The following is a 23,712-nucleotide window of genomic DNA, read 5'->3' as shown; positions in this document are numbered from 1 at the left end:
AGCCGGGGCTCTGAGACTCTAGCGGCGTACAGGCCATTCAGGGTGGCACGTGATGGTTTCGTCGCCCCTGGAAGCCCTCAGGTACGCCTGAAGGTCTTCCATCTGGACGGCGTACCATTGGCGCTGTGCCACGTGCAGGCTCGACGCGTCCACCTCGAAGAGTGCAGGGGTCTCAGCGGTGAGCTTGACGCTCAGCTCAGCGGCGGCACGTGCGTCAGCGGTGGCATTATGCGCCGCCTCTCCAAGCTCCACGCCATAGGCTTCACAGAGGGCACCAAGGTTACGGCGACCCTTCCATTTCAGGTGTGCCTTGCGGTGCATGGTCAGACCGTCAATCAGGCGCAAACCGCCGCTGTAGATGTCCGCAAAATCGGTGCTCAGAGCCAGACCATTGCGGCGGCTCTCATGGAGCAAAACCGTCATATCGAAAGACCCATTGAAGGCAACGACGGGCATGCGGTAGCGGGCACACTGTGCCAGAGCCGCCAGGATTTGGGCAATGCCTTCACCGGCGGGCATGCCCATATCTCGCACGTATTCGGTGCTCAGACCGTTTACGGCGGTAGCGGCGGCGGGCACCTCAATGCCGGGGTTGATAAGCCAGGTACGGCGCTTCACAAGGGCATGGCTAGGGCTGTAGTACAGCAACGACGCGCTAATGATGCGGTCTTCCCTTTCCTGAACGCCGGTCGTTTCAGTATCGAAGGCAACATAGCCATTCTCAAACCAAGTACGTGCCATTTTAAAATCCTTTCCTCTACATATCATGACATGATATGTAATCAATTTCCCAAATGGTTCAGAATATGACAATTGTTAATTGTCATATTCTGTTTTCCATGCTCTTATTGTGCATTTTTTGATTTTGTAGAAATTATTATTTTTGGGGTTTGTCCCTTTGGTAAAGTCCCTAAAATCGAGGGAAAAAAATTTTTTCGGGGGTAGCGGTTCGGCTGCACCACCCCGGGTGCTTAGGCGAGCCCCTGCAAGGGCTGGAGCCGCCCGGGTGCCTCATGCCCCGCCGGGGCTGTCCTAGCTTGCTGTGCCTCGCCCCGGGCGGTGGTATCGGCTGGCTAGGGCGCCAGGGTCACCGGTGCCTGTACGGTGAGCGCCTGGAGCTGGCGGGGTGCCCACCCCGCCCCCTCACTCAGGGGGCGGGTCAGAGAAGGGCGGCGGCTGGATTTAGCCCCCCTGCTCACCGGGCTACGCCTCGCTAATGGGCACTGTGAAATCGAAGATGTCACTGACCTTCTCCAGCTCAAGGTATTCAGCCGCACAGCGGAACAGCGCATCTAGCATCCCCCTCATGTTGCCTTTTCCGGACGCTTCGTAGATGTCCTGGCATACCCTTTCCCAATCGGGGGTACGTGCCAAAATCAGGGCACCCTCACCGACGAAGCTACGTAGGGGCGTTACGGGGCGGTTGAGCCCAATGACCAGCATGCGAATTTCGGCGGTTTGGGGGTTTTCTTTCCGTGCCTCTTCCGGTGAGATAGGCATTTCCAAAACCGGGATAGAAAAGGGGAACGGCTTAATGTTCTGCTTTTCCTGGTAATCCTTCAGGGAAGCGGGGCGGGTGGTTTCCATTGGTATTCTCCAATCATTCAAGGGCGGTTCATCAGGGTTTTCCCTGATGCTTTTATCGTCCTATTTTTTGATTTTCTTTTTTAGGGTTTGACATTGCTTGTCCTTTTCCTAAATAACCCTTTTCGGTGCCTTTCACCCCCAACCAAAGGTTGGGGGTGAAAGGCACCACAGGAACCCCTATTCCTTGCCCTCCAGGGGAATTACCGCGTCAAGAATGGTACGGGCGGTATTCACAACGTTGCTTGCCGCCTTTGCCAGTACCGAAACATCTTGTGCAGACCAACCGGCGACATAGGGAATGTTCTTTGTGGAGACGTCCAAACCCCATGCAGAGGTCACCACATAGGCGACGGATTCGGCTTCAGTCTCAGCCAAAGAGCGGCAACTCTCACGGTTGGAGTGGTACGCTTCCATGTCCAAATCTTCGTGCATGAGGGCGTGCCCGATTTCATGCGCCAGGGTGGAAGCTCGAAGGTTGGAAGTTCGCAGCGAATTGATGCTAATTTTCCGTTCCTTATGGTCGGTATAGCCGCCCAAATTAGCCCCTAGCGGCTCTTGTACGACCTTCCAGCCTTGAGCGGTGATGAAGGCTTCCAGAGCCTCATACAGCCCCTTATCGGCGGTCTCAGGGGTTTCTGCTTGGTGCACCTTGAACCCTTCAGGAAGGGGCTTAGCGCCCTCCAGCGGCTCGACCTGAGAGACGTCAAAAACAGAGACCTGGCGAAAGTACGTAACGCGTTTGGTCTCGCCGTTTTCGTCGGTCACCGGCTTGCCGTCATCACCTTTGACGATTACGGTACGGGGGGCAAGAATCCTAAGCCCTTTTTCACCCTTACGGACGGTGTACCCCATTTCACGCCAGGTCTTGAACCCGGCGCAATTGGTGGCATAACGATTCTGGGAAAGAATCAATACCATATTCTGGAAAGAATAGCGGCGGAAATTAAAAACAGACTGCAACATAGAATGCCAATTGTCGGTAGACTGCAATTCCTTCACCGCCTGATTAAAGACTTCCAGGGTGTCGATAACATTCTGTGAGCGCTCGCTCTTGGTGCGTGCCATAATGGCACCTCCTTACGGTAGGGGAAAAATGAACCTGTCGGTAACGACAGGTTCATCATCTCGTTTTTGGAGGTTTCAGAAATATCTTTTTTGGGGATTGTCCCTTTTATAAATCATGGTTTTGAAGCGTCGGAATAATTTATTATTCCGACGCTTCAAAACCCTCTCTTTTTAGCCCATATCGAGATCGTTAGGGCTTACCCCGGGGGCTGCTCTCAGCGGGGTTTTTGCCCTGGCTGTGGGTGCTGAGGCATTGCCTCCAGAAGGTAATCAGCTCAGAGATTTCCTCTTGATGCTCCAGGACCCACCGGCGGCTCATCATGACCGCCTGGACGCTACGGGCCACATGATGTGTTGCCGGATCCTTCAGCAGCCTCTGCATAAGCTCATCACCGCTGAAGGTGTGCACCTGTGGATCTTCCATCATCTCGATCAGGGTGTGCAGGAACCGGACGAAGGCAGCCCGGGGTGCCACGGCGAGCGCGGCGGGCGGCTCTGTGCCGGGGTGCGCCGGCTGCTTTGTGGTGGTGCTCTGCTGTGAGCGGGCGGTTAGGCGGGGTACCTTTGGGTTCTTGAGGGTGGTTAGGGCGGACTTGATCAGATGGTGGGGGTTCATGGCTACTTTCCTTCAGAGCTTGGGGGTGGGGGTGGGTTCATCTTCCCGTAGGTGAGGTGGGTGCGTCTGGGATTCTGACAGTGATGTCCTTTTCCTAAATCTCAAGCTGCGCCCCCCTTGCTTGGAGGGGTACCTCCAAGCAAGGGGGGCGGGGTGGGTGCCTGTGCCGCCTATCACATGGTTTCTAGGCGGGCGGTTAGGCGGGTGTACAAGCGGCGTACACGCGCCCCCATGCGGTACCTGAGGGTCTTGCGGCGCTCATTCTCTCGACGGATAGCCGCCGTATCCATGAGCTCACCTGTGGACGAGCGGACGAGCACACACACGCTTCCCTTCTCGTTGGTCACCTTCAGGTGGGGGCGACGGTACTTGGTGCAGGTGCAGTCTTCATGACGGTTCATGATTCTCTCCTTCAAGAGCTAGGGGGTATCAGTCATCTGTGCTGACAGGTTCATCATCTCGATTTTCGGGCGGCGTTTTTGGGTTTCGACATTGCTTGTCCTTTTCCTAAATCACCCCTGGAACGCTGCGCCCCGCCCCCCTTCTAGGGGGGGTACCCGCCGCCCTGCACCGCCCCGTAGAGGGGTGCAAGGCGGGCGCGGGGCGGGTGGGTTATGCGCCGTGTCCGCATTCCTCACAAACCCGGTCGGTCATCTCCTGGGTCGCCATCTTATAGGCGACACCCCATGTGTAACCGCCTGAGGGAACCTCACCGCGAAACACCTTATGCATGGCTTCTAGAGCGTCATTCCATGACACAGAGACCGGGACGGTGACTGATTCGAGCGGGGCATCATCCCAGCCGGTCACGGTCACCTCTGAGGCTTCCAGACCCAGCAGAGCCGCCATGTCTGAGGCGAGTGTGTCATCAGAGCCGGAACCGGTGCGTACCAAAGCGTTAAAGCTTTCGGTAATGTCCCTGACACATGCAGAGCATGGTTCACCGTGCACCGGCGCTATGTCCTTCACAGCGTCCCAGATGCCCTGCTGTGCTATCCACGGGTACAGGGCGGGGATAGGGTAGGTCACCGTCGAATCAGTGTGATTCAGGGCGCGGCATGCGGATACGGGACTCAGGGTGCTCATGGCTTCCTCCTTCAAGGATTAGGGGTGTCAGTCATCTGTGCTGACATGGTTATCATCTCGATTTTTGGGGCGGCGTTTTCAGGTTTGACCTCGTTTGTCCTTTTCCTAAATGCCCCTGAAAGAGCTGCGCCCCGCCCCCCCCCGCCTAGAGGGGGGGTACCCTCCAGGCGGGGGACGCGGTGCCTAGTCGCCTATCGCAGAGCGTCCAGGCGTTCGGACAGGTCAGCGGCTAGGCGGGTGTACAAGCGGCGTACACACGCCGCTACGCGGTACCGCACGGTCTTACGGCGGGCTTGCTCTCGACGGATAGCCGCCGTGTCCATAAGCTCACCTGTGGACGAGCGGACGAGCACGCACGCGCTACCCTTCTCGTTGGTGACCTTCAGGTGCGGGCGGCGGTAGGTGGGACAGGTGCAGTCCATCATGATTCTCTCCTTCAAGAGTTAGGGGGTGTCAGTCATCTTTGCTGACATGGTTATCATCTCGATTTTTTGGGCTCGATTTTTAGGATTTTCCCTGTTTGTCCTTTTCCTAAATCACCCCCTCCACTCACCCACCAATCACACCCCACACCACCAGATCCACACAGCAGCACACACACAAAAGGGGCCCCACCCCTCCACCTCACAGGCAGAGAAGCAGGACCCAAAAGCACCTACATCAACACACTTAACGCCACGTCTTCACCAACGGACGATTCACCAACGGAGCACCCTCCGGACCCTTCACATACGGCATAATCCACTGATGCCGCCGCAACGCACGACCCTGACCATACGGAACATTCCTCCAATGCCCCCGCACCAACACCTGATGACTCAAAGGCGAGCGCTGCCGCTGATCAGCAGGCCCCTCATCCTCCAGCACCGCCGCCGGGGTGCTCTCCTGGATCAGGCGGGAGGTCACCCGTACTGATCGCACCTGCGCGCCAGGGTAGATGTCGTAGCGCTTGCCGTGCTTGCGGCGGCTCTTACCCTTCACCTTCTGTGTAGTGGCTTCAGTGATAGAGGAATCGCCCATCAGCAGGAAGGTCGCTTGAAGCAGCAGGGCGGCGCCTTTGAACCCGGCAGCAAACTGCTCTAGCTCGATCACCTGATCTACCTGGTAGTAGTCGTCGCCTGCCTCTGGGCTGTAGCTGACGATGACATAAACGGTCTGCTGGATACGCAGGAAACCGATAGCTACCAAGGTATCGGGCTCCTCGTCATCGTCTGTGGGTAGACCAGCAGAGAAATCTAGGATCTCGATACCGGTGCCTCTCTCGAACAGGACCAGGGCGCTCGCTCCTTCACCCCACCGGGGTAGGTTGTTGGTGGATTCGATGAGGGGGAAATCTTCAGCTTGGGCGGCGTCAACGGCGATAGCTGCCATCTCATCGGAGACCCAGAACAAGTTGGTGGGGTTGTTCTGCTGATCTTTGAGCAGAGTGAGCGCGGGGTGTTCAGGGTTGAAGCGTTCGGTGGCTTCGTGAAGGTGTTTGGGGACGTCGTGGACGAGGATTCGGGCTGCGCTCATCAGGGGTTTTTCCTTCTACGGTAAGTGGTGGGTGTTTCCTTTTTAGAATCGCATATAAGGGCCTTAGGGCGGGGATTCGACCTCGTATGTCCTTTTCCTAAATTCCTTTTCGGCTACCCCCTATACCCTCCCCTGGTCTTGGGGGATTTTCTCAGCTGCACGACAGACACTCACCCCTTGTGTGACTGGCAGGCGCTCGCCGCCGCCGCTGAGCGGGGCGGGGCGGCGAGCGCTCACCCAAGGGGGTGCGTGGGTTATGCGGTCTGGGTCAGGTGTGCCTGGTACTGAGCCCATGCTTCCATGACGGCGGTATCCTCGATGACCGGGCAGACCCATGCGAATTCCTGAGCCGCCGCCGCGAGATTGTCTACCCGCCAATCCTTGAGCTTGTCCTGCATGCGGGAGGTGAGCGGGGCGTAGCGGCTCATCCAGATGCAGAAGGCACGCACCACAGGAGAGGGCAGGCTATTGCCGTGGGTGCTCAAGAATGCCTGCATGTCACGGTTCCATTCCTCAAATTCGTGATCGCTGAAGAAGACGGTATCCGTCTGGGTGGAAGGGTAGAGCCTCTGTGCCATGTCCTTTACCTGGGTGATGGCATCTTCCAGGGTGAGACCTTGCGGGTGCGCAATGTCAAAGAGGGTGACCGGTCCGGTTTCTCGTCCGCCATCCAGCCATGCCTGCACCTGTTCACGTGCCTTGTCGCAATCTTCCATCCAGCCCTCGAAGCCGTTCAGTACCTCCCAGCTGGTCAGCATCGCCTCTTCCTCAATCGCCCAGGAGCGGGTGGTGGTGTCGAAACGCTCCAGGAAGAGGTGTTCAACCTTGCCCATTTCCAGGCAGGAGGCAAGCGCCGCCGCCCGGCGGTACCGTTCAAGTACCCGGGCAGAATCAGCATCGTCGCAGAGCATGATGCGCGGTACAGAGCCGTCCAGGGAGGCGTCCAGTACTTCCTCGCCGCCAAAGACGATGCCTTCGACATCTTCTTCAATCTCGAAGGCGAAAGCGCACCGGCTCCCCAAGAAAATCCGTGCCCAGCGAGCCGCAATCTCAGCGCCCAGGCTCAGCAGTGCTTCTTGTGCGCGGCTCTGGCACCAATGACGCAGACCGTAGGATGACTGCTCCTCGGTGCGGTTATCGGCAATCAGCACCGTTGCGCGGGCGCCTGCCATCGGGTCGTAGAGCGGGCTGTTAATCTCGCTTTCCCAGGCACGCCGTGCCCGCATCCTCCACACCGCGCCGGTGCGTTCGTACCTCCATGTGGCACGCACACGCTCGTAATCCACAGAGCCGCAGGTCATCGTTTCCATTGCCCTTATCCTTTCTGTTTCTAGGGGCTAGGTCTACCCCTATCCTCTCCCCCGTAGAGGCAGCTATCGAGAAAAGAAGAGGGCTTGTCCCTTTCCTAAATATCTGTCTGGCGGCCCCCCTGTAGGGCATCTTCTAGCAGCCATACCTGCACCCCTGATCTCTCCCCCCCCATGAGATAACAATGAGGTGGCCTATCCCGCATCACGGGATAGGCCACCTCATTCACGCGCTAGTTCTGCTTGATGTGCCAGGTAATATGCTTCACCGAATTAGAACGTGCACACCGTTCGTGATCGTGTGCTGCACCTTCTTCTTCCAGCCGTTTCTTGAGGCAAAGGTAGTAGTGCCAATACTCGACCGTCGTGTACGAGTAGCCCTGATCGGAAGGCACTACATGAATCACGCCTCTACTTCTTGCCTTCAAACCGGTTGGGTCTCCGTCCCATCCTGAAGCGGTCCAGTAGTCCTCATCGGGATGATAGTAAAGGGCTGTTTCGTGACCTTCCCTGGCCCCTTCCACCGTCGAGTAAAGATCAACTCTGGGCTTACGGCGCTGCACATCCTCAAAGGTCGTACCGTGCTTAACCTCGTTGCGGCGAAGATACTCGTTGTACGTATAGAAGTTCGTATCAATCTTGAGTATCTGATCAACGGGCTCTACAACCACCGTTTCTTGATGGGCGCGGCGGTACTTCTCATTCCGCTGCTTCAGCTCCTTGCGTAGCATTTTTGTCTCCACTGCATCTACAACCATCCAAATGACCAAGAAGATAGCACCCATCACGAACGGACCCAGCACAAAAACCAGCGTCATCGACATCGTTCACTCCTTTCTCTCAAAAAACATCTGCTCCACCCTGGGAAGTTCTACCCGATTGCCGGGTGCCTGAAGACCCTTCATCATCTCGTCCTTCCAATCTGTAGGGGTATGCCGCTATTTTCCCCGTAGATTCAAGGGTCTACCCCATATTCGGGAGTTGATGTCCCACTGCTAAATACAGGTTTCTGCCAATACCACAAGGCGCCGGTACACGGAGGGAAGCCCCCCTACCGGCGCCTTGAAAGCTCACCATGTTTTAGTCTTCAATGTCGCCGAAAGGCACGAGCGTCACATCCTCATGCTGGAGCAGGCCCATCACCTGCCGGGCACGCAGCGAGGTCATCTGCAACCCTACGTCTCCAAACCATGCTCCGAACCCAAGGTCAACCGGGGCCTGGTCATTGATCTTGGACAGGTACCTGCCATCTGAACGCTGAATCACGTACAGCTGAAGGCTGACCTGATGCTGACCGCTGAGCACTTCACCGTAGAACCCCGGGTAGTCTTCCTTATGGCTGCTGAGTGCTCCAGTGTCTTCGTTGAAGTAGCCGTTGTCTTCGAGCCAGGAAACCCGGCGGGCAAAGCGTGAGGTATCGGCAATGATCACGTTTCCTGCCCTCAATTCTTCAGCCATCTGTACTAGGCGGCGGTTGAACTGGGTGCGGGAGCGGGCAACCCACCGTTCCTTCCGCTGTGCATCGCCCTCATCCACCAGATTTTCCTGTTCCTGCTGCGCCTCATAGTGCATGAGGTACCGGAGCGAGGAAATGCTCATCATTTCAGGATCAACCGTGAACTCTGCATATTCGGGGTACAGCCCAACCATGGTAGGGGCAAGCGTATGGGAGCCAATGCGGAAGTCCTTAACAATCTGTGCTTCGTACTCGGCCCGCTCCTGAAGGCTAGGAATCTTGTTAATATCCCATGCACGGTAGGTAGACAGGGCCAGTAGCTGCCAACTCATCTGCTGTGGGGTGAAGGTGCGTAGACGCATCATGACGTTAAACAAGATGCAGTCCTGCTCCTTCTGACCGTCCTTCTGAGGTACCGGGCGCCTCACCCACACAAACCGGAAAGCGCACGTGGGCTCTGCCTCAGGGTTGAGCATGAGGCTGCGGTAGACTTCCTGAGCGAACTTCAGCTGCTCACCGGCGGTGAATTCAACGACCCACCCTTCCCCCTCCTGGCGAATATGGGTACCCGGCTCCGGAGACTGCACCCCGTAGGATGCATAAAAATCATCCCTGAACTCCCGCGCCTGCTCCAGAGAGCCAAAGACACGCCGGTACGCGGCGCTCCCCTTCTTCTTCTTCTGCATCATATCCTCCTGACGTGCTGATCTAAGGTGCTTCTAGCATCAGACACATCAGAGGACTCTGAAGCAGATTCGGCGCTCATGTCCCTTAGCTACATCACAGGCTGCCACCCACAAAAAGAAGCACCAGCAGAGGGAAAACTCTCCCCTCTACTGGTGCCCACAAACCCGTTACGATCAGGGATTCTTTCGAGCATACGGGTGACGGAAGTACAGCTCAGACACTCGCTCCCAGTCCTGGGCATCCTCTTCACTTAGCTCACCGGATTCATTAGCCCACGCATAATCCCCGAGAAGATCCATAGTCCTAAACTCACTTTTGGTAGCAGGCGCCAGAGTCAGACGTTCCTTCTCATCATCTAGCCCAAAGGCGTAGCGGAAATACGCGGCCACGTTCTCTACCGAATACTCCAAAGGCTCAGGATGCGCCAAAACAAGGCTGTATTCATCAGACTCTTCGATAGTCTCCTGAATATATTCCTTGCTCAGCTCAGAAATCTGACCCACACTCGGATATAAGCGCAACAGACGAACACCAGAGTCAGCAAGTTCCTTAGACTTAGCAGCAAGCACCTCGTCCGAGTAGTCCCCCTCACCCCAATGCAGGTAGCCGTAAGGGGCATGTATATCATCGGCAGGTTCCACGACATTACCCTTTTCGTCGGTCACCAAATCATGACATTCATCCGTCCACATCGTGGATTCGGGACTGAAGTGATCGAGAGCATCAAAAGAGCGTGAGCTACCCACACCCACACCATTTGAAGCCCACTCAGCCAGACCCTCCAGACTATCCACAGCCCGAGCGACTACCACCCACTCACCATTGGGCTGCAACACCTCAACGGTTGCCACGTATTTCTGATTCGACTGCTGAATCTCTGCCGTCATCACTTTCTCCTTCTCCTTGAATTGATCTTTACACCTTGAGGGTACGCGCTCGCTGACCAGGGCGCATCCGATTTCGTCATTCTCCCTCTGCACCCTGTGGCGCATAGAGGGAAGACCCCGGCACAGCACGTAGGATTACTTCGTGCTGTGCCGGGGTCTTTTGCGGTGCGTTAGCGGGTTTCCATCCGACGGCTCAGCACAACCTCACGGTCCAGCTCATCCTGACTCAGAGGCTTCACGGAATCTTCCGGCAGCCCGTAGCGGCGCTCCAGCTCAGCAGCTGCCAGCACACCCTGGATAGGCAGGTCGCTGGTAATCATCTGGGAGATGCCGATGCGCTGAGTCGGAGACTTCCACATCTGCTCGGGGACGTCCAGCAGGTACTCGACGGCGTCGTAGTGTGCTTCGTCGCCGGTGTAGATGTCGCGGAAGCGGTGCCAGGTGGGTCCTTCTTCGTCTTCTGCCTGGGCCCAGACCCACAGGGCGGCTTCCAGGCCGATGCGGAACAGACCGGCGGGAGAGGCTGCCTTCATGATGGGAGTGAAGCGGCAGCGGTAGGATACGGTGCCGTCCTCTTCACCGTAACCGTATTCTTGCATCATCTCTGCCAGGTGCTCCTTAGCAGGAACCAGCTTCACGCTCTGATCACCGAACACGTAGCGGGCGTAGGCCAACACGTTCTCAACCGTCAGCTCCAGGGGGCGGGTGTGGAAGGTCATCTTTTCCATCTCTTCCAGGTCGTCCTCATCAGCGACTTCCCCCTTCTTCCAGTTGGAATCGAACAGGGCGGTGACGGTGCCTTCTTCTCCGTCCCAGTACTGGCCGTCATCGGTGAACCAGCGGTAGTAGGGTCCTTCCAGCTGCTTCTTGGTCTCTTCTGAGAAGGCGGTGAATCCAGAATCTTGCAGGTCTTCAATGAAGAGTTGCTGGGAAGGTCTCGGGTCGGTTTCCAGCCATGCCAGGATGTCGCTGAGGGTCTGGTAGCCGTCAATCAGCGGTTCCTCAAAGGTGGTGTTCTTCCAGCCGTCACGCACGGTGCGAGTGAGCACGTACTGCTCGTCGGTGACAATATCCTTCTGCAATTCGGCCACGGGGGCCTGATCCATCAGTGCCATGATGGGTCCTCCTTCTTTCTGTCGGGTAGTGGACAATTTTAGGAATCTTCTTGTGTGTTGTGTTTTCAGTATGGCCTCTGAATCGCCTGCCTGCACTGGGTTTGGTCAGGTATGTCCCTTCCATAAATAGGGGGCACCACCCCTCCCCCCTGCTGCTCTCCAGAGACACAGGCAAGGGGGGCGGGTGCTTCACCGGAAGGCGAGGGCTAAGCAGCTACCAAACCGGCATCTGCCAGTCGGAACCCTTCAGGGGACCACTGCCCGGTCACCTCCTGTTCAAAGGACTCCAGCAGCTGCCCTAAATCCTCGCCCTCGTTGAACTCAGCATTAGGCATATCCGAAGCCTTCAAACGCACCCAGTCATCGTCCCTCTGCACTTCCAAGGCAACATCTGCCCAATCGCCATTGAGAAATTCCAGCAAATCCCGCGCCTGCATCCGGTGCTCATCCTCATTATTGGCGCCAAAGCTCACCCCACGCACTTCACCCCACGGGGAATCAGCAGCAACAAACCCGACCGCCTGCGCATCCCACAAATCACGCACAACACGGGTTGCACACTCTAACCCACACTCACGGATCAGCGAACGCACTACCTGCACTTGTTCCCTCTCAGCCTTGGTCTTCCACCAGCCCTCCAGGCAGCTGTGCGGTTCGCCTTGGAGAGCTACGGCGTACTGTGGTTCCCATGCGGTGCCGTCGATTTCGACAAAATCACTGAGCGAATCGTAGACATTGACACGGTAGGTTTCACCCTTCCAGACTCCTGTGGCGATCACGCCGCTTTTGTGGCGCGGGGTGCGTCCGATGGCTTCGGGGGTGAATTCGGGGCGACACATCTTCTCTTCCTCCTGATGTTCAGTGCTGTTCTGATACCTCTACTATCCCGATTTTTAGAGCCCTCTACTGAAGTTTTGACAGGTATGTCCCTTCCATAAATAGGGTGGCTGCGCCGGTGCTAGAGAGGGGGTGACCCCCTCTCTAGCACCGCCGCCCGCCCCGGGTCACCCCCGTCGGCTAGGACTCAGCAGGTACCATCTTCAACACATGAGGCCACGGTCCCATCTTCGCCTCATCCATGACCCGCCGTGCCTTCACCCAGGTCATCTTCACCCCTGCACCATCACCAAGCTGTACCGCCCCCTGAGCGACACGCTGAACATTGCGCCCGCCCTCATCCTGAAGCACGTACAGGTCGGTGTGTACCTTCTTCACACCCGTCAGAACCTCGAAACAGAACCGTGCCACGTCATCATCTCCAGGCTCCAGCGGGTTCATGGCGGGGGTGAAGTACCCGCGCTCGCTGAGCCAGCTGACGCGGCGGGCGAAGGGTGAGCTGTCAGCAACTGCGGTGTTTCCGTATGCGAGTTCTTCACCCAGAAGCAGAAGATGGCGGGCGAAGGCTTCGCGGGTCGGGTAGTTCCAGTCTTCAGTGACCCATTCGCTGTCCGGGTAGCGGTAGGTGAGCGAGAGGGTGTTTTCCTTTTCCTTGATGATGAGGCGGCGGTATTGCGGGCTGAGCGTCACTTCTGCGGGGTGCAGGGTGTGGCGGCGCATTCCGTCGTGCAGACAGTCCATGAGGGTTTGTTCACAGGTGGCGCGGGTGGAGGCGTCAGGAATGGATTCCGGACCCTTCCATGCGTCGTAGACGTCTGAGACGATGGATTCCCAGCGGAGCCCGCCGGTGTAGAAGTTCTTCCACAGGAAGCCCAGGGCGTAGACGATACCGTCTCGTTCCATGCCGTTATCGGGGTCGGTGTAGGTCTCACGTGCCCAGAGGAAACGGACATCTCGCACCTTTTCGGGGTTGGTTGCTCGAACGTCTGTGGAGAGGTCCTTTAGAAGCCGTGCCAGCTGAGCGGAGGTCATCTCGACCGCAAAGCCTTGCCCGTCCTTGATGAGGTGTGCATTCGGGGCGGGTACTTCTGCCTGATACCAGCCGTAGAATTCGTCACGGTACGCCTTAGCTTCTTCCAGGGTGTCGTAGCTACGGCGGTAGACCTTACCGCGTACCGGGTCGGTGTAATACGAAGCCTTCATAATGTCAGTCCTTTCATGAGGCGGTGGATACCGGCTAGGGGCGTTTCCCTTTTGTTCCGGTGATGGTTTCAGTATTCCTGGATTTGGGGCAGCCTTTTTAGGTTTCGCCCTATTTGTCCCTTTCATAAATGGGGTGGCTGCAGCGGCAACTAGAGAGAGGGGGTGACCCCCTCTCTCTAGCGCCGCCTGGCTGACCGATTAGCTTTCCAGCACGTCACCGATGAGGTAGCCGCATGAGAGGGCGGTGGGTTCCTGGAGGATGAAGCCCTCTCGAATCAGCACGGAGCGTACGTGGGCATCTCCCAGGTCGCCGCGTACATTCGCCTGGATTCGCTCGATGAGCTGAGAGTATCCGGGGGCGGGGACGGCTTCTAGGATGCTGTCGAAGACGCTACGGGGGTTCAGAGCGTCGGTATCAGCGGTAACCGGGGGCATGGCGGCAATGATGGAGCGAAGGCTCACCTCAACGCCAAAACGGCGTACCCAGGACAAAACGTAGCCAATCCTCCAGTCGGTGCGTACCGGCACGTCATGAAGCTCTTCCAGGGTCAAGATGCCCAGGGTGTAGAGCTTTTCTGCCATGTGGTGAGCGAATCCCTCGACGGTGCACACGGTGGTGGATGCCCCGCCGTCGAGGGGGAAGAGTTCGGCGGCGGCACGCCCGTTCAGGCGGGCGGATGCCACCCAGAGTTTGGGGGCGTGAACCTCAACAGCAAGCAGGTTCTCAACAGGGTTCGGGCAGGGGGTACGCATGGGGCGTCATTCCTTTCATTCGGTCGTGTTGTTGTGCCTTTATCGTCTCGCTGATTGCCGCCCCACTTGTCTGTTTTTCCCTATTTGTCCTTTTCCTAAATACCCCTTCTGTAAGGGGTGTTAAATAAGGTGTGGCCGCACCCGGTGATGGGGTGCGGCCACAAAGGCTGGCGGGTTCTCTATGCCTTACTCACGGCAGGCAGCGTAACGCCCGGGGGCAGCAGTAGCTTACGGAAAGGATTAGGTGAAATCATGCCCCCTCCATCCGGGAACCGCACCTTGTTGGCGGCGCGCTGCAGATCATCAATCTGCGCGGCGGTCAGCTCCTGAAGGTATACGACACATGAAGGACGAACACGTGCTTGCGCTCCCAATCGGAGAGGTAGCCGATGCAGGCCAAGTCTTCATCAACGTACATGCGCTCCACGCGCTCTACTTTCCAGGCTGCCTTCTCATCCACGATGATCTGACCTGCCGGGATGTACTCATCACCCCGGGGGTTCCGTGACTGCACCATCACGTCCTTTTTCGGACGCTGAGGTGTGGTCACCGTATGCCCCTGACGGACCGACTCTTCCGTGGGATCCAAAGAGACCCTAAACCCCAAAGGGATACCGTCATAGTCCTGAATCTCATGCGAGCCAACATGAAATCCTAGCTGCCTGAAACGCTCAGCGACCTCTCGCATCAGCTCCTCAGACGCCTTCCACGCCTGCATGAGGCTGCCCCGTAGCGGCATCTCGATTCCTTCCACCTGATCAATGACCGAGGCAAGGTTGTCCATCCACCCATCAGGGGCATGAGAGAACCGCCGCAACGCATCATCACTGCGTACCAGGTGCGGGCGGAACAGGCAAGGCTCTTCCTCTGTGTGGTGAAGCAGCCTCATTTCAAAGTCTGAGGTGACATCCATAATGGCTTTTCCTTTCGACGGTGTTTCTTCCTCTTCAGTGTGACAGCTGAAGCCGCCGCATGTGGTACTGGCGGTCATCTGCTGCGTGTGCAAAAAAGGACCCCTCCAGATTCAGAATCTGAAGGGGTCCTCCTAAACGGTTTATAACTCGCTCTCTACAATACCGCACCCTTAGGTCAGGTCACGAACGGGAATGTCCTTCTTCAGATTGAACTGGTCAATCAGCTTCTGCTCTGCTCGGGTGTACGGCTCAATCAGCGTCAAGTCTTCCCCTTCAGCCTCGGCGTACCAGTCCGGCAGACTCCAGCCCTTGCCGCTATATTTCTGCTCAGCGGGGACATCTTCACCGTTTTCATCCGCACAGGTCAGATGCACATACGGGATCTGGTTAGTGGACGCGGCCGAGCGGCGCACCCATTCCAGGGCCAGGGTCGGATCTTCCAGCACGTCGTGGCGGCTAACGACCTCCCAGAAGTCGATGTCCTCACGAATCTTGAAGCCACGGCGGTTCAGCAGCAGGTGACCGTCTGCATCGTATTCTTCGTTCCATTCACTGATTTCTTCGGCGATGCCGTCGTAGTCGTAGAACCCTTCCGAGCTGGACAGGGCATCTGCAACATAGGCCTTAACATCCGAGATGCGGGTGTAAAGGGTGGTCATGGTGGGCCTCCTTAGGGCTACACGGGGTACGTGTCGTGTTGTTATGCCCCTTACTGTAGGCTCCCCTCATCCCCTACTACGGATGAATCGTAGGTCTTGTCCCTTTCCTAAATCAGAATGAGGCACACTCTTCCACCCCACCCCTTGTCCCCTACAACCACCCGCCGGTACACTAAAAACCACATGTCGGTAAGACATATCTTAGGAATCTTCAATCCGGCTAGAGCCATGAAAGCTCTAGCCGGATTTCTTTGTACCCACCCCCTTATGCCCCACAATCTGCTCACACACCCAGGGGGACATTTGATACCCAATACCTCCCGCACACCATATATATAAGGGCACACCCCGCCGCCCTTAACAGAAAAAGGCCCTGCAGCTAAAGCTACAAGACCATCACACACTTTCTTGGGCACAAAAAGAGGCGGCGCACCATGACCCTCACCAGGACACATGGCACGCCACCACAACCACACGACCTACAGTTTAATTTTCTGTCCGTCGTTACCCAAAGTGTACATCGAAGCACGCGCTTCTGAACAACCCTGCACCTCACGCACACCCACCAGAGACGCAAACTTCGTCGGAGCACTCTTACACGCCCGCACCGTCACCGTACCACTGGCATCATCCACCGAAATACTACCGGTCATACCCAAAGAACTCAAAGCCGCATTCCCCTCAGAAATCATGCGCCCCCGATCAATATTGCCGTAATCGGCAGCACCAGCAGCCGTCGCAATACGAGCCACCGACTGAGCCGCACCCGTAGCCTGCGACTGAGCCGAATTCTTCTGGCCCATATCCACCAGCAAAACACCCATCGCAAACAAGAAAACCGGCACCAACACCAGCACCATCACCGCCTGAGACGCACCCTCCTCACCACGATCACGAACCTTACCCACGGCAGCGCTCAGCTGCGCTCGCATCAGGCGGTAGAGGGTGAAGTTTTTAGGGGTATTGGCAGAGCTCATAATGGTCTCCAAGTCGTAGGGGTGGTTGTATTGTCCAGTATATCTCTTTAGTACACATATACGAGGAAAGGGAGGTGGGGTACAAGGCTGCGGGCCCGGCAGTCACCCGCCAGACCCACATCCTCAATCAGGAATCAAAGAGAGGACCCCCTTAGTCCCTCTCCTTTTTCTTCTTCTCGCCCTTCTTTGAGCTCTCCTCTGCATGCCTGAGCTGATCATTGATACTGAAGGAAGGGTACGCATAGCGTCGCTCGACGGTCATCATGCGGCGCTGACCCCGACGAGCCATCACCGTACCCGCCACACGCATGCCCATACCGGGGACGAAAGAGCCAGGGACAAAGGCCGCAAACGTACCTGCTCGCTTGAGCATTTTGCCCCGCCGCTGCATCCTCTTCCCATCCTTGTAGTACTGGCTGTGAGCAGGACCCATGTAGCGTCGCATCGCGGCATGATTCTGCGGCACACCGCCCTGGCTGTAGGCTGGCTGCTCCGCACCCTTCTTGAACCGGGCCGCTCCGAGCCCAAGCAAGCCGCGCTTCTGAGAGCCAGCAGAAGCCTTCTCCACAGCACCGCTGTGTGAAGCGCTCGCACCAGCACCCATTCCGGTTGCCTGAATTGCCTTGGCGGAGAATGCCGGGGCAGCTCCAGCGAACTTCACCGGGGCAGCTGCGCTGGCACCTTTCAGACCAAGTCGAGAGAGACGTTCTGCCAGCGCACTGCCGTCCAGCCCATGGTCTCGGAAATATGCCCAGGTCTTTTTCGCCAGGATGAAGACCAAGACAGCCATGATGATGCTCCGAAGGATGGGTGCCCAATCCCGCGTGGCCTCATAATATTGTTCCAAAACGTACAGATATAAAATCAATATGCCAATGAGGGCGCCGCACTGCATGGAAGCATAAAACGTGCCAACAACTCTGACGAAGAACCTGTAACGATCAACCATGGGGAGCATCGCATACCAGGCGAACACGGTTGCCAAGACGCCATTGACGCAGGCATCAAAGACCGCTTTAAAAATCAGGCCAATGAAAACCGCCACGAGAAAAAGCGGAGAGAGAGCGCCCAGTGTGTAGGTGGCCAGCAGAACGGCTCGATAAAAGTTTGGGTTATCGACCCATTTCTTTGTGTCCGAGCATCCGCTAGATCCTGTGATAGCGTCCCTTCGATCATTGCTGGCGACATCTCGGTAGTCCTTATCCCGCAGCATTGAGTCGAATTCTTTTTTGCACTTGCCATCCAGGTTCTGTCCAAAGCTCACGACCTGGAACGGCTCACGGATCAGCACCGACGCTAACGAGCGGGTGATGATGTCTTCAGGCTTCTGATTGGTCAGCCCTGTTCCCATGCCGCTGGCTTCAATTTGAGCCCTCTTCTTGTCGTGAAAATAGATGTCGGTGGCAACATCTGATCCCCACGTCGTGGCATTGAGGAGCCAACCTGTCTGCTTCGTTCCGTCGTCACCTTGATGGTCGCGCAGCTTTGCAGTGGGATTCGCCAGGGCGGACCCAGAAATCAGCGTGGTAATCGTCAGGATGATCGCCAGCTCCGCAGTAGCTGCCCCGCGCATATGCAGCACGAAAAAGAACAAGCTGAAGAACGCAGCGACAATCGTCAGAATCATCGGCTGGATGTGCATCCGCTCCATCAGAGGCGAAACCTGCGCCCCAATAAACATGAACGGTGAAAGGATCCAATCCAGCCACTGAAACGACAACACATAGTGCAACAGAGACAGAGCCAGAGCAATCATCCCGAAATGGGCACCCCACTGAAAATCAATGAAGAACGCCACAACCGTCTTGCTGAAGGTCATGGCATCGCCACGGTCCAAAGGTAGCGTTGAATAGCGGCTGAGCTCAATGCCATCTTTATCTTTCAGGTTCGAGGTGTCCAGAAAGAGGGTGAACGCATCGCCACTGCTCTTCTTCCCTTCATCGGCATGCACGACAGGATCAGTGACCGCCGCAAGAAGCAGGTAAATCACCATGATCTTCACCGCCAGAGCAGCACGAGGCCTGCGCGCGGCAAAGGACAGCCACCACTGCGCCACCACAGTAGAAGGGCTCCGGTAAGCCTTCAAAGACGAGAAAACCATGGGAAATTCCAATCAGAATAAAGAAGAATATGTTGAAGACCTACGCCTCAACGAGAGAACGGTCAGCAAATACTTGTTGCTTTTTCTTCATCGTGCTAGGGGGAGTAGTCAACGTTGCCTGACGAGTCTTCGGATCCAACGGCAGCTGAATCTTAATTTTTCCGATGCGCGATTTCACGTCACGATAAATGCACTCACCACGACGTTCTTCCTCCTCCTCTGGAGACAATCCAGCCAGAAGGTCGCGGTACTCAGCCGTATCGTAGCCTTTCTGCAACCAGGACAAATTCACATTGGCCAAGTCCTGGTCCGCAGTGCGGAAGAGGAAGCGGTGCAAAATCAGGCTGCGCAGCTTAGCAGACCCAAAGTCGAGAGCCGAGTGCGAGCCAAGACCGATAGCAGCCTTGTGCTTTCGACCACGACTAATAAACTGTTCCACTCGATGACAGGCCTCAGGAGAGGCCGTCAGGTGGGCTGCCTCATCGACAATGAAAATTGATTCACGGGAATCATCGTGCGTCGCCAGCTGATAAGAAATAGCCGCAATATGGCCATACGTCGCGTAACCAATTTTCTTGGTCAGCGTCATCTGAGCACGCATCTCAGCGGTGGAAAGGTCATTCTCTGACGGTAGATCCATGCCGTGGGTCGCAAAGATGATCGCCGGGGCATCCAAATCCAACACAGGCAAAGAGTCATCGAAGAGATACCTCATGTGCCTCTTGCGCGACAAGATGTCAATCTTCACCGCCGCCTCTTGTGCACCCTCGATGAGGTTATCCGGCACACCACGACCTTTTGCCAGCGCATCACGCAGCTTTGACATGGACGTGATTTTCTCAAAATACGGGTTATTTTCGGGATTGAGGACGCTGTCAATAGCAGCACCTACCGGAGTGAACGCGTTCAGCCCAAAAAGCATCGAAAGCAAGTCCATGACCTGCTGGGCCGCCTCTTCGGGAGAGTCACTATTGCGGATCGGATCAAGAGAATACTGGGGGTTCTCAAAATCAAGAACAACGACTTCGGTCATTGCCTTAGCCAGTTTGGCCCATTCCTGATTCTCCGAATTATCCACAGCAATCACCTGTCCACCGCGGTTAATAGTGTGCGCAGCAACAGTTTTAAGAAATGCCGATTTGCCCGAGCCGAGATCACCCACAGCACCGAAGGAACCCGAACGGTTAGCCTCAGCATTCCCACCAGGACTCATAAAAACCGGAGTGTTGCGCCCAGAGGACAAGTTCTCACCAATCAAGAAACCATGGTTCTCACCCAGCTGAGTCTCAACCAACGGCACACCAATACTGAAATCGTATCCGGTAGTAATCTGCGTCAACTCATTCGTGATGCTGGAGGCCATCGTTCCCGGCAGCATATCCCACCACAGGCTACGCTGATCTCCCACGGGCGCGTCCAGGACGAACTCACTACCACCGAAAAAGGTCTGCACCTCATTAGCCTGTGCTTCCACCAGCTCAGGAGTCGGACCACTGACCGAAAAAATCATCGACGCACTGACCTTCACCTCACGCTCCGAGGCATTCAGACTCTCCACAAACTCTTCCAGAAGCTTACTCGCCTGAGCCAACTGCGACAGACCACCAGAAATCCTATTTCCAGAACCATCCTGCTGGAACAGCTGATCCTCAATATTGCTCTCACTACGGGCACTATCCTGATTCGCCTTATGCTTCGACTGAACCTTCACCCGCAGAACAAATTCACAATCGACCGGCAGCTTATTGACCGCCTCCAAAAATTCACCGCCGGGGAACACAAAACCACCGACCGGGGTGGCCGACATAATCATCTGAGCCTGATAGGTCGGAGCACCCAAAGGATGTTCCACCTTCACATAGCGACGCTTGAACGCCTCAACACGACCAGAAACACCATCCACATCAGACATACCAGCTTCATCCAGCAGCGGCTCAGGCAACGACCGAAGATTCACCCACCCATCAGCACGGTTCTCCGCAGTGATGCGAGCATCCATCGGGTAAGGATCCTCCGTACCAATTCCACGCATCTGCGCATGATCCCAAATCCACTGCACCGCCTTCATCGACACCGGAACCGGATTGAAAGCGACAGGAATACGCATCGACAGCTCACGCGCACGCCTCTTCCACCGACCGAACATCTCATCAGAAGGAGGAACCACCGGAAGACCCAAATGCGACTGCACCGGCTGATGAGCAGCCCAGACAGAATCCTTCACCCGGTTCACCGGCTGCGACCACGTCGACAGAGGGAACGTGATGAAGAACATGCGCTCGCCGGAAGGGCTATTCTCTAGCTTTTCCATCGTCAGCTTCGTCTCGTTCACCCAGCCGGGATAATCGGGCAGGTGGATGCCTTCGGTCATGGATTTGATGATGGACAGCGGGTCAGTGTCAGCAATCAGCGAGTAGATGGTGTATTCGCCGTGCAGACGCTGATACAGGGACTGGTGAGCGGCGCGGGCGGCGATTTTGTCTTCCTTGAGCGCGAACCCATAGGGCAAACCGGTCAGCGCGTAGATGGCGTGGGCGATACCGTGCTGGGTGACGAAGATGTTTTCACGACCCCACAGCAGGGGGTTTTTCCGGGTCGATGCTGCCATGTTTCGCTCTCCTGTCGTTAGTTTTTGGGCCGTGCGGCGATGATGTTTTCTAGGGTGGAACGACGGTTCGCCGTCGTGGTGGATGGGGCCGGGTTCTTTTGCGTCACAGGTTGGGGCTCTGCCCCCTGCGAGGCGAGGAACTGCTGACAAGCACGAAGTCGTGCCTGCTGCGCTTGTTCAAAGACTTTGATGCTTTCCTCTTCTGTCTTGAAGGGGCGATACAAACGAGGCTGACGAATCTTGAACGGAGCTCCCCGAAAGGTGCCATTTTTCGGCGCTGAAACTGCCGAGGCAGAGGATGCGGACATGTAAAAAAGGTTGCGTCGAGTCTCAGGGATTTTGCCCACGGCAATGGTGATGCCCCAGGCACCAGCAAGGATGAGCGCCGCATCCGTGATGATGAACCCGGTTGAGAGGAACCGGCTCACCACCTGCCACAGAATCATCAGGGCGATGACACCGACGACCAGCTGCGGGATCGTATAGGGTCCGCCCCAGATGCGGGTGCCGTCGGTCAAACGTCCCACCAGGGTCGGAATCTTCAACCCGCGAGTGTAGAACTTTCCGACGCGCAGATCATCATCGAAATTCATTGCGATTCCTTTCAAAGTGTCAGGTGGTGAGCATCAAGTGCGCGGGGTGGGTTAGCCTCCCTTGGACGCGCTCTGCCACCAACCAGCAATGTCGTTGATGCCGCCCAGGGCGACAAGCCAGATGACAAAACCGGCAATGACTGCGGCACCGAGTGCCTTCGCAAACGTCAGGCCGCCCTTGATCGCCGCAAAGAAAGCAATGATGCCAACAACGACGCCGACAATGAGCTTGAACGTGGTGTCGATCTTGGTTGCCGTCGAGGCGGCCCAGCTGAAAATATCACCTGCTCCCAGAGGCAGTGATGTCATGGCCAGTGTGTGGAACTCCATCAAGTGGTTCATGGTCAGGTCCTTTCAAATTCAGGGAATATGGTGTGTTAGTTAGGCCAGTTGAGGGACAGTGTCAATGCTTTTGATCTCCCACCTCCCCGCACGAGAAGTCACCGTCAAAAAGTACGTGGTGGTTTGCATGTTTGCCCCGTTCTCCAGCTGGGCTGTCACCAGAACGTGCACTTCCACGCCATCCTTTGCGGCAGTTTTGACGCTCATCTCATCGCTGGACCGCAGGCTCTGGACGGTGACCTTGCTGTACGGTGCGGGCGTCACCGCGCTCACGGAAGAACCAGGAGACGTGTAGCGGCTCACTTCACCAGCTCCAGCAAGCAGGGCCGACAAAAACTCCTGAACCGTCGCAAAAGCGGCAGCGTCCGTCACCTGCTGCGGATAAGCAAACAGCTCATCCGATTTCGCCTCACCGGGTGCAGCAATCGGGGCAGGAAGACCCAGCACCGACAAACCCCCAGAGGCAGGGTCAGTGCGCAGAACAACCTGCCACCACCTCTGAACCCAGACCGTCTTGGCTTCCTCATTCTTTGAAGCTGCCGCAAGGGTAGTTTTCACCTCACCGGTCACACGCACGGTGATGAGATTGCCTTCCTTCACGAAGCCGGCAGCCCGAAGGTTACGAGACTCCGTCGGCGACTGAGCATTCACCGTCAAAGACGGAGCATAAGCATCCAAGCTGGTGTGATCAGTGCTCGTCGCTTCCAGCCACGCCGAAACATAGCCCACAGCCATCGCTTCACCGCTGGTGTCCGTGATGCTCAGATGCGAGATTGCTGTGGGATGAGTACTCGCAGCCGCATCACGAGCATCCGAGGCAACACCCATCGCCGTGCACGAGAGCAAAAGAGCACCACCAATCACGCTGTAGATGGCACCAATAATCCCGTAGGTCACAAGCCTGTTCGCGGCAGTGCCACCAACCGGCGGATCCATAGGAGTACCCTCCGAATCGCCCTTCGCCTTCTTCTTGCCAAACAGATCAGCCAAACCCCTCTTCGGGGCCTGTTCCAGCTGCTGATCCTGCTCATCCACATCAGGCTGATTGCGACGCAAAAGGTTCTTTAGCACTCTGACACCTCCTCTCCCTCAGCCTCACCAGCACCATTCATCACACGCTGAGCCGCCGCATTAATCTGCTTCAACTCCTTGCTGACCAGAAAATCAGCAGCAGCCCGCTGCGCCGACTCACTAAACGGCTGATCCAGCAGACCGATGATGTGCGCAATCAACACATCCTCACCAGCAGTCATCGCCGACAAATCATCCAAACTGCGGGTCAAAGCGTCATCCGATGTGCGCATCAATCAGGTCCTAACTCAACAGGGGGCGGAAAAATCTAACATTCACACCAATAAAGGCACCCTTGAATCCCCCTCAAACCTCACCACCCCCCAAAAAAAA

At 56.5% G+C, this 23,712-nt stretch carries 25 protein-coding genes; all 25 read right to left on the bottom strand.

All coding sequences use genetic code 11. The features are described from left to right. Positions 1-18 precede the first annotated feature (18 nt). The 25 genes from RQ593_RS08425 to RQ593_RS08305 all read right to left on the bottom strand — a co-directional run bounded on the left by RQ593_RS08425 (position 19) and on the right by RQ593_RS08305 (position 23,612). Positions 19-741, bottom strand: a complete 723-nt coding sequence (locus tag RQ593_RS08425; RefSeq protein ID WP_311450343.1) for an exonuclease domain-containing protein — start codon at positions 739-741, stop codon at positions 19-21. A gap of 462 nt (positions 742-1,203) precedes the next feature. Beyond that, complete coding sequence (locus RQ593_RS08420) at positions 1,204-1,587, bottom strand: hypothetical protein (protein ID WP_311450342.1); 384 nt, start codon at positions 1,585-1,587, stop codon at positions 1,204-1,206. Between the two features lie 177 nt (positions 1,588-1,764). After that, positions 1,765-2,652 (bottom strand): ArdC-like ssDNA-binding domain-containing protein, encoded by an 888-nt coding sequence (locus RQ593_RS08415; RefSeq protein WP_311450341.1) that lies wholly within the window; start codon positions 2,650-2,652, stop codon positions 1,765-1,767. Between the two features lie 190 nt (positions 2,653-2,842). Then, entirely contained in the window at positions 2,843-3,268 is a 426-nt protein-coding gene (locus tag RQ593_RS08410) for a hypothetical protein (RefSeq protein ID WP_311450340.1), read from the bottom strand. 173 nt (positions 3,269-3,441) lie between these two features. Next, the gene (locus tag RQ593_RS08405) at positions 3,442-3,669 is read right to left on the bottom strand and encodes a hypothetical protein (RefSeq protein ID WP_311450339.1); all 228 of its coding nucleotides are present in this window, start codon (positions 3,667-3,669) and stop codon (positions 3,442-3,444) included. A 211-nt stretch (positions 3,670-3,880) separates the two neighbouring features. Continuing rightward, positions 3,881-4,354, bottom strand: coding sequence for a hypothetical protein (locus RQ593_RS08400; protein ID WP_311450338.1), 474 nt, complete (start codon positions 4,352-4,354; stop codon positions 3,881-3,883). Positions 4,355-4,545: 191 nt separating this feature from the next. Next, entirely contained in the window at positions 4,546-4,779 is a 234-nt protein-coding gene (locus tag RQ593_RS08395) for a hypothetical protein (RefSeq protein WP_311450337.1), read from the bottom strand. A 244-nt stretch (positions 4,780-5,023) separates the two neighbouring features. Further along, complete coding sequence (locus RQ593_RS08390; protein ID WP_311450336.1) at positions 5,024-5,869, bottom strand: hypothetical protein; 846 nt, start codon at positions 5,867-5,869, stop codon at positions 5,024-5,026. Between the two features lie 254 nt (positions 5,870-6,123). After that, a complete protein-coding gene (locus RQ593_RS08385; protein ID WP_311450335.1) occupies positions 6,124-7,179 on the bottom strand; it encodes a hypothetical protein in 1,056 nt (351 codons plus the stop codon). 230 nt (positions 7,180-7,409) lie between these two features. Further along, complete coding sequence (locus RQ593_RS08380) at positions 7,410-8,000, bottom strand: hypothetical protein (protein WP_311450333.1); 591 nt, start codon at positions 7,998-8,000, stop codon at positions 7,410-7,412. A 256-nt stretch (positions 8,001-8,256) separates the two neighbouring features. Then, positions 8,257-9,321, bottom strand: coding sequence for a hypothetical protein (locus RQ593_RS08375; protein WP_311450332.1), 1,065 nt, complete (start codon positions 9,319-9,321; stop codon positions 8,257-8,259). Between the two features lie 171 nt (positions 9,322-9,492). Next, positions 9,493-10,206, bottom strand: coding sequence for a hypothetical protein (locus RQ593_RS08370; protein WP_311450331.1), 714 nt, complete (start codon positions 10,204-10,206; stop codon positions 9,493-9,495). 170 nt (positions 10,207-10,376) lie between these two features. Further along, a complete protein-coding gene (locus tag RQ593_RS08365; protein WP_303964844.1) occupies positions 10,377-11,321 on the bottom strand; it encodes a hypothetical protein in 945 nt (314 codons plus the stop codon). A gap of 206 nt (positions 11,322-11,527) precedes the next feature. Then, the gene (locus tag RQ593_RS08360) at positions 11,528-12,160 is read right to left on the bottom strand and encodes a hypothetical protein (protein ID WP_311450330.1); all 633 of its coding nucleotides are present in this window, start codon (positions 12,158-12,160) and stop codon (positions 11,528-11,530) included. Positions 12,161-12,338: 178 nt separating this feature from the next. Continuing rightward, complete coding sequence (locus tag RQ593_RS08355) at positions 12,339-13,361, bottom strand: hypothetical protein (protein ID WP_311450329.1); 1,023 nt, start codon at positions 13,359-13,361, stop codon at positions 12,339-12,341. Between the two features lie 198 nt (positions 13,362-13,559). Further along, complete coding sequence (locus RQ593_RS08350) at positions 13,560-14,114, bottom strand: hypothetical protein (protein ID WP_311450328.1); 555 nt, start codon at positions 14,112-14,114, stop codon at positions 13,560-13,562. A 319-nt stretch (positions 14,115-14,433) separates the two neighbouring features. Continuing rightward, entirely contained in the window at positions 14,434-15,120 is a 687-nt protein-coding gene (locus RQ593_RS08345) for a hypothetical protein (RefSeq protein ID WP_311450327.1), read from the bottom strand. A gap of 78 nt (positions 15,121-15,198) precedes the next feature. Continuing rightward, positions 15,199-15,687, bottom strand: a complete 489-nt coding sequence (locus RQ593_RS08340; RefSeq protein WP_311450326.1) for a hypothetical protein — start codon at positions 15,685-15,687, stop codon at positions 15,199-15,201. Positions 15,688-16,166: 479 nt separating this feature from the next. Continuing rightward, on the bottom strand, positions 16,167-16,664 hold the full coding sequence (locus tag RQ593_RS08335; RefSeq protein ID WP_311450325.1) for a hypothetical protein: 498 nt from the start codon (positions 16,662-16,664) through the stop codon (positions 16,167-16,169). A 151-nt stretch (positions 16,665-16,815) separates the two neighbouring features. After that, the gene (locus RQ593_RS08330) at positions 16,816-18,765 is read right to left on the bottom strand and encodes a hypothetical protein (RefSeq protein WP_311450324.1); all 1,950 of its coding nucleotides are present in this window, start codon (positions 18,763-18,765) and stop codon (positions 16,816-16,818) included. A 40-nt stretch (positions 18,766-18,805) separates the two neighbouring features. Further along, entirely contained in the window at positions 18,806-21,373 is a 2,568-nt protein-coding gene (locus RQ593_RS08325; protein WP_311450323.1) for an ATP-binding protein, read from the bottom strand. Positions 21,374-21,390: 17 nt separating this feature from the next. Then, positions 21,391-21,966 (bottom strand): hypothetical protein, encoded by a 576-nt coding sequence (locus RQ593_RS08320; RefSeq protein WP_311450322.1) that lies wholly within the window; start codon positions 21,964-21,966, stop codon positions 21,391-21,393. Positions 21,967-22,017: 51 nt separating this feature from the next. Next, positions 22,018-22,275: a hypothetical protein gene (locus tag RQ593_RS08315; RefSeq protein WP_311450321.1), complete on the bottom strand. Its 258-nt coding sequence runs from the start codon at positions 22,273-22,275 to the stop codon at positions 22,018-22,020. A gap of 72 nt (positions 22,276-22,347) precedes the next feature. Beyond that, positions 22,348-23,379, bottom strand: coding sequence for a conjugal transfer protein (locus tag RQ593_RS08310; protein ID WP_311450320.1), 1,032 nt, complete (start codon positions 23,377-23,379; stop codon positions 22,348-22,350). Beyond that, positions 23,373-23,612: a hypothetical protein gene (locus tag RQ593_RS08305; protein WP_311450319.1), complete on the bottom strand. Its 240-nt coding sequence runs from the start codon at positions 23,610-23,612 to the stop codon at positions 23,373-23,375. Before RQ593_RS08305 ends, RQ593_RS08310 begins: the two co-directional genes overlap by 7 nt. Positions 23,613-23,712 lie beyond the last annotated feature (100 nt).

The organism is uncultured Rothia sp. (assembly GCF_963507905.1).
Lineage (GTDB): Bacteria > Actinomycetota > Actinomycetes > Actinomycetales > Micrococcaceae > Rothia.
This window is presented reverse-complemented; position numbering and strand designations above follow the sequence as displayed.

What these genes read in the sequence shown, in the direction of transcription:
- RQ593_RS08425 (WP_311450343.1), bottom strand. Translation starts at nt 741, where the DNA reads ATGGCACGTACTTGGTTTGAGAATGGCTATGTTGCCTTCGATACTGAA.
- RQ593_RS08420 (WP_311450342.1), bottom strand. Translation starts at nt 1,587, where the DNA reads ATGGAAACCACCCGCCCCGCTTCCCTGAAGGATTACCAGGAAAAGCAG.
- RQ593_RS08415 (WP_311450341.1), bottom strand. Translation starts at nt 2,652, where the DNA reads ATGGCACGCACCAAGAGCGAGCGCTCACAGAATGTTATCGACACCCTG.
- RQ593_RS08410 (WP_311450340.1), bottom strand. Translation starts at nt 3,268, where the DNA reads ATGAACCCCCACCATCTGATCAAGTCCGCCCTAACCACCCTCAAGAAC.
- RQ593_RS08405 (WP_311450339.1), bottom strand. Translation starts at nt 3,669, where the DNA reads ATGAACCGTCATGAAGACTGCACCTGCACCAAGTACCGTCGCCCCCAC.
- RQ593_RS08400 (WP_311450338.1), bottom strand. Translation starts at nt 4,354, where the DNA reads ATGAGCACCCTGAGTCCCGTATCCGCATGCCGCGCCCTGAATCACACT.
- RQ593_RS08395 (WP_311450337.1), bottom strand. Translation starts at nt 4,779, where the DNA reads ATGATGGACTGCACCTGTCCCACCTACCGCCGCCCGCACCTGAAGGTC.
- RQ593_RS08390 (WP_311450336.1), bottom strand. Translation starts at nt 5,869, where the DNA reads ATGAGCGCAGCCCGAATCCTCGTCCACGACGTCCCCAAACACCTTCAC.
- RQ593_RS08385 (WP_311450335.1), bottom strand. Translation starts at nt 7,179, where the DNA reads ATGGAAACGATGACCTGCGGCTCTGTGGATTACGAGCGTGTGCGTGCC.
- RQ593_RS08380 (WP_311450333.1), bottom strand. Translation starts at nt 8,000, where the DNA reads ATGTCGATGACGCTGGTTTTTGTGCTGGGTCCGTTCGTGATGGGTGCT.
- RQ593_RS08375 (WP_311450332.1), bottom strand. Translation starts at nt 9,321, where the DNA reads ATGATGCAGAAGAAGAAGAAGGGGAGCGCCGCGTACCGGCGTGTCTTT.
- RQ593_RS08370 (WP_311450331.1), bottom strand. Translation starts at nt 10,206, where the DNA reads ATGACGGCAGAGATTCAGCAGTCGAATCAGAAATACGTGGCAACCGTT.
- RQ593_RS08365 (WP_303964844.1), bottom strand. Translation starts at nt 11,321, where the DNA reads ATGGCACTGATGGATCAGGCCCCCGTGGCCGAATTGCAGAAGGATATT.
- RQ593_RS08360 (WP_311450330.1), bottom strand. Translation starts at nt 12,160, where the DNA reads ATGTGTCGCCCCGAATTCACCCCCGAAGCCATCGGACGCACCCCGCGC.
- RQ593_RS08355 (WP_311450329.1), bottom strand. Translation starts at nt 13,361, where the DNA reads ATGAAGGCTTCGTATTACACCGACCCGGTACGCGGTAAGGTCTACCGC.
- RQ593_RS08350 (WP_311450328.1), bottom strand. Translation starts at nt 14,114, where the DNA reads ATGCGTACCCCCTGCCCGAACCCTGTTGAGAACCTGCTTGCTGTTGAG.
- RQ593_RS08340 (WP_311450326.1), bottom strand. Translation starts at nt 15,687, where the DNA reads ATGACCACCCTTTACACCCGCATCTCGGATGTTAAGGCCTATGTTGCA.
- RQ593_RS08335 (WP_311450325.1), bottom strand. Translation starts at nt 16,664, where the DNA reads ATGAGCTCTGCCAATACCCCTAAAAACTTCACCCTCTACCGCCTGATG.
- RQ593_RS08330 (WP_311450324.1), bottom strand. Translation starts at nt 18,765, where the DNA reads ATGGTTTTCTCGTCTTTGAAGGCTTACCGGAGCCCTTCTACTGTGGTG.
- RQ593_RS08325 (WP_311450323.1), bottom strand. Translation starts at nt 21,373, where the DNA reads ATGGCAGCATCGACCCGGAAAAACCCCCTGCTGTGGGGTCGTGAAAAC.
- RQ593_RS08320 (WP_311450322.1), bottom strand. Translation starts at nt 21,966, where the DNA reads ATGAATTTCGATGATGATCTGCGCGTCGGAAAGTTCTACACTCGCGGG.
- RQ593_RS08315 (WP_311450321.1), bottom strand. Translation starts at nt 22,275, where the DNA reads ATGACATCACTGCCTCTGGGAGCAGGTGATATTTTCAGCTGGGCCGCC.
- RQ593_RS08305 (WP_311450319.1), bottom strand. Translation starts at nt 23,612, where the DNA reads ATGCGCACATCGGATGACGCTTTGACCCGCAGTTTGGATGATTTGTCG.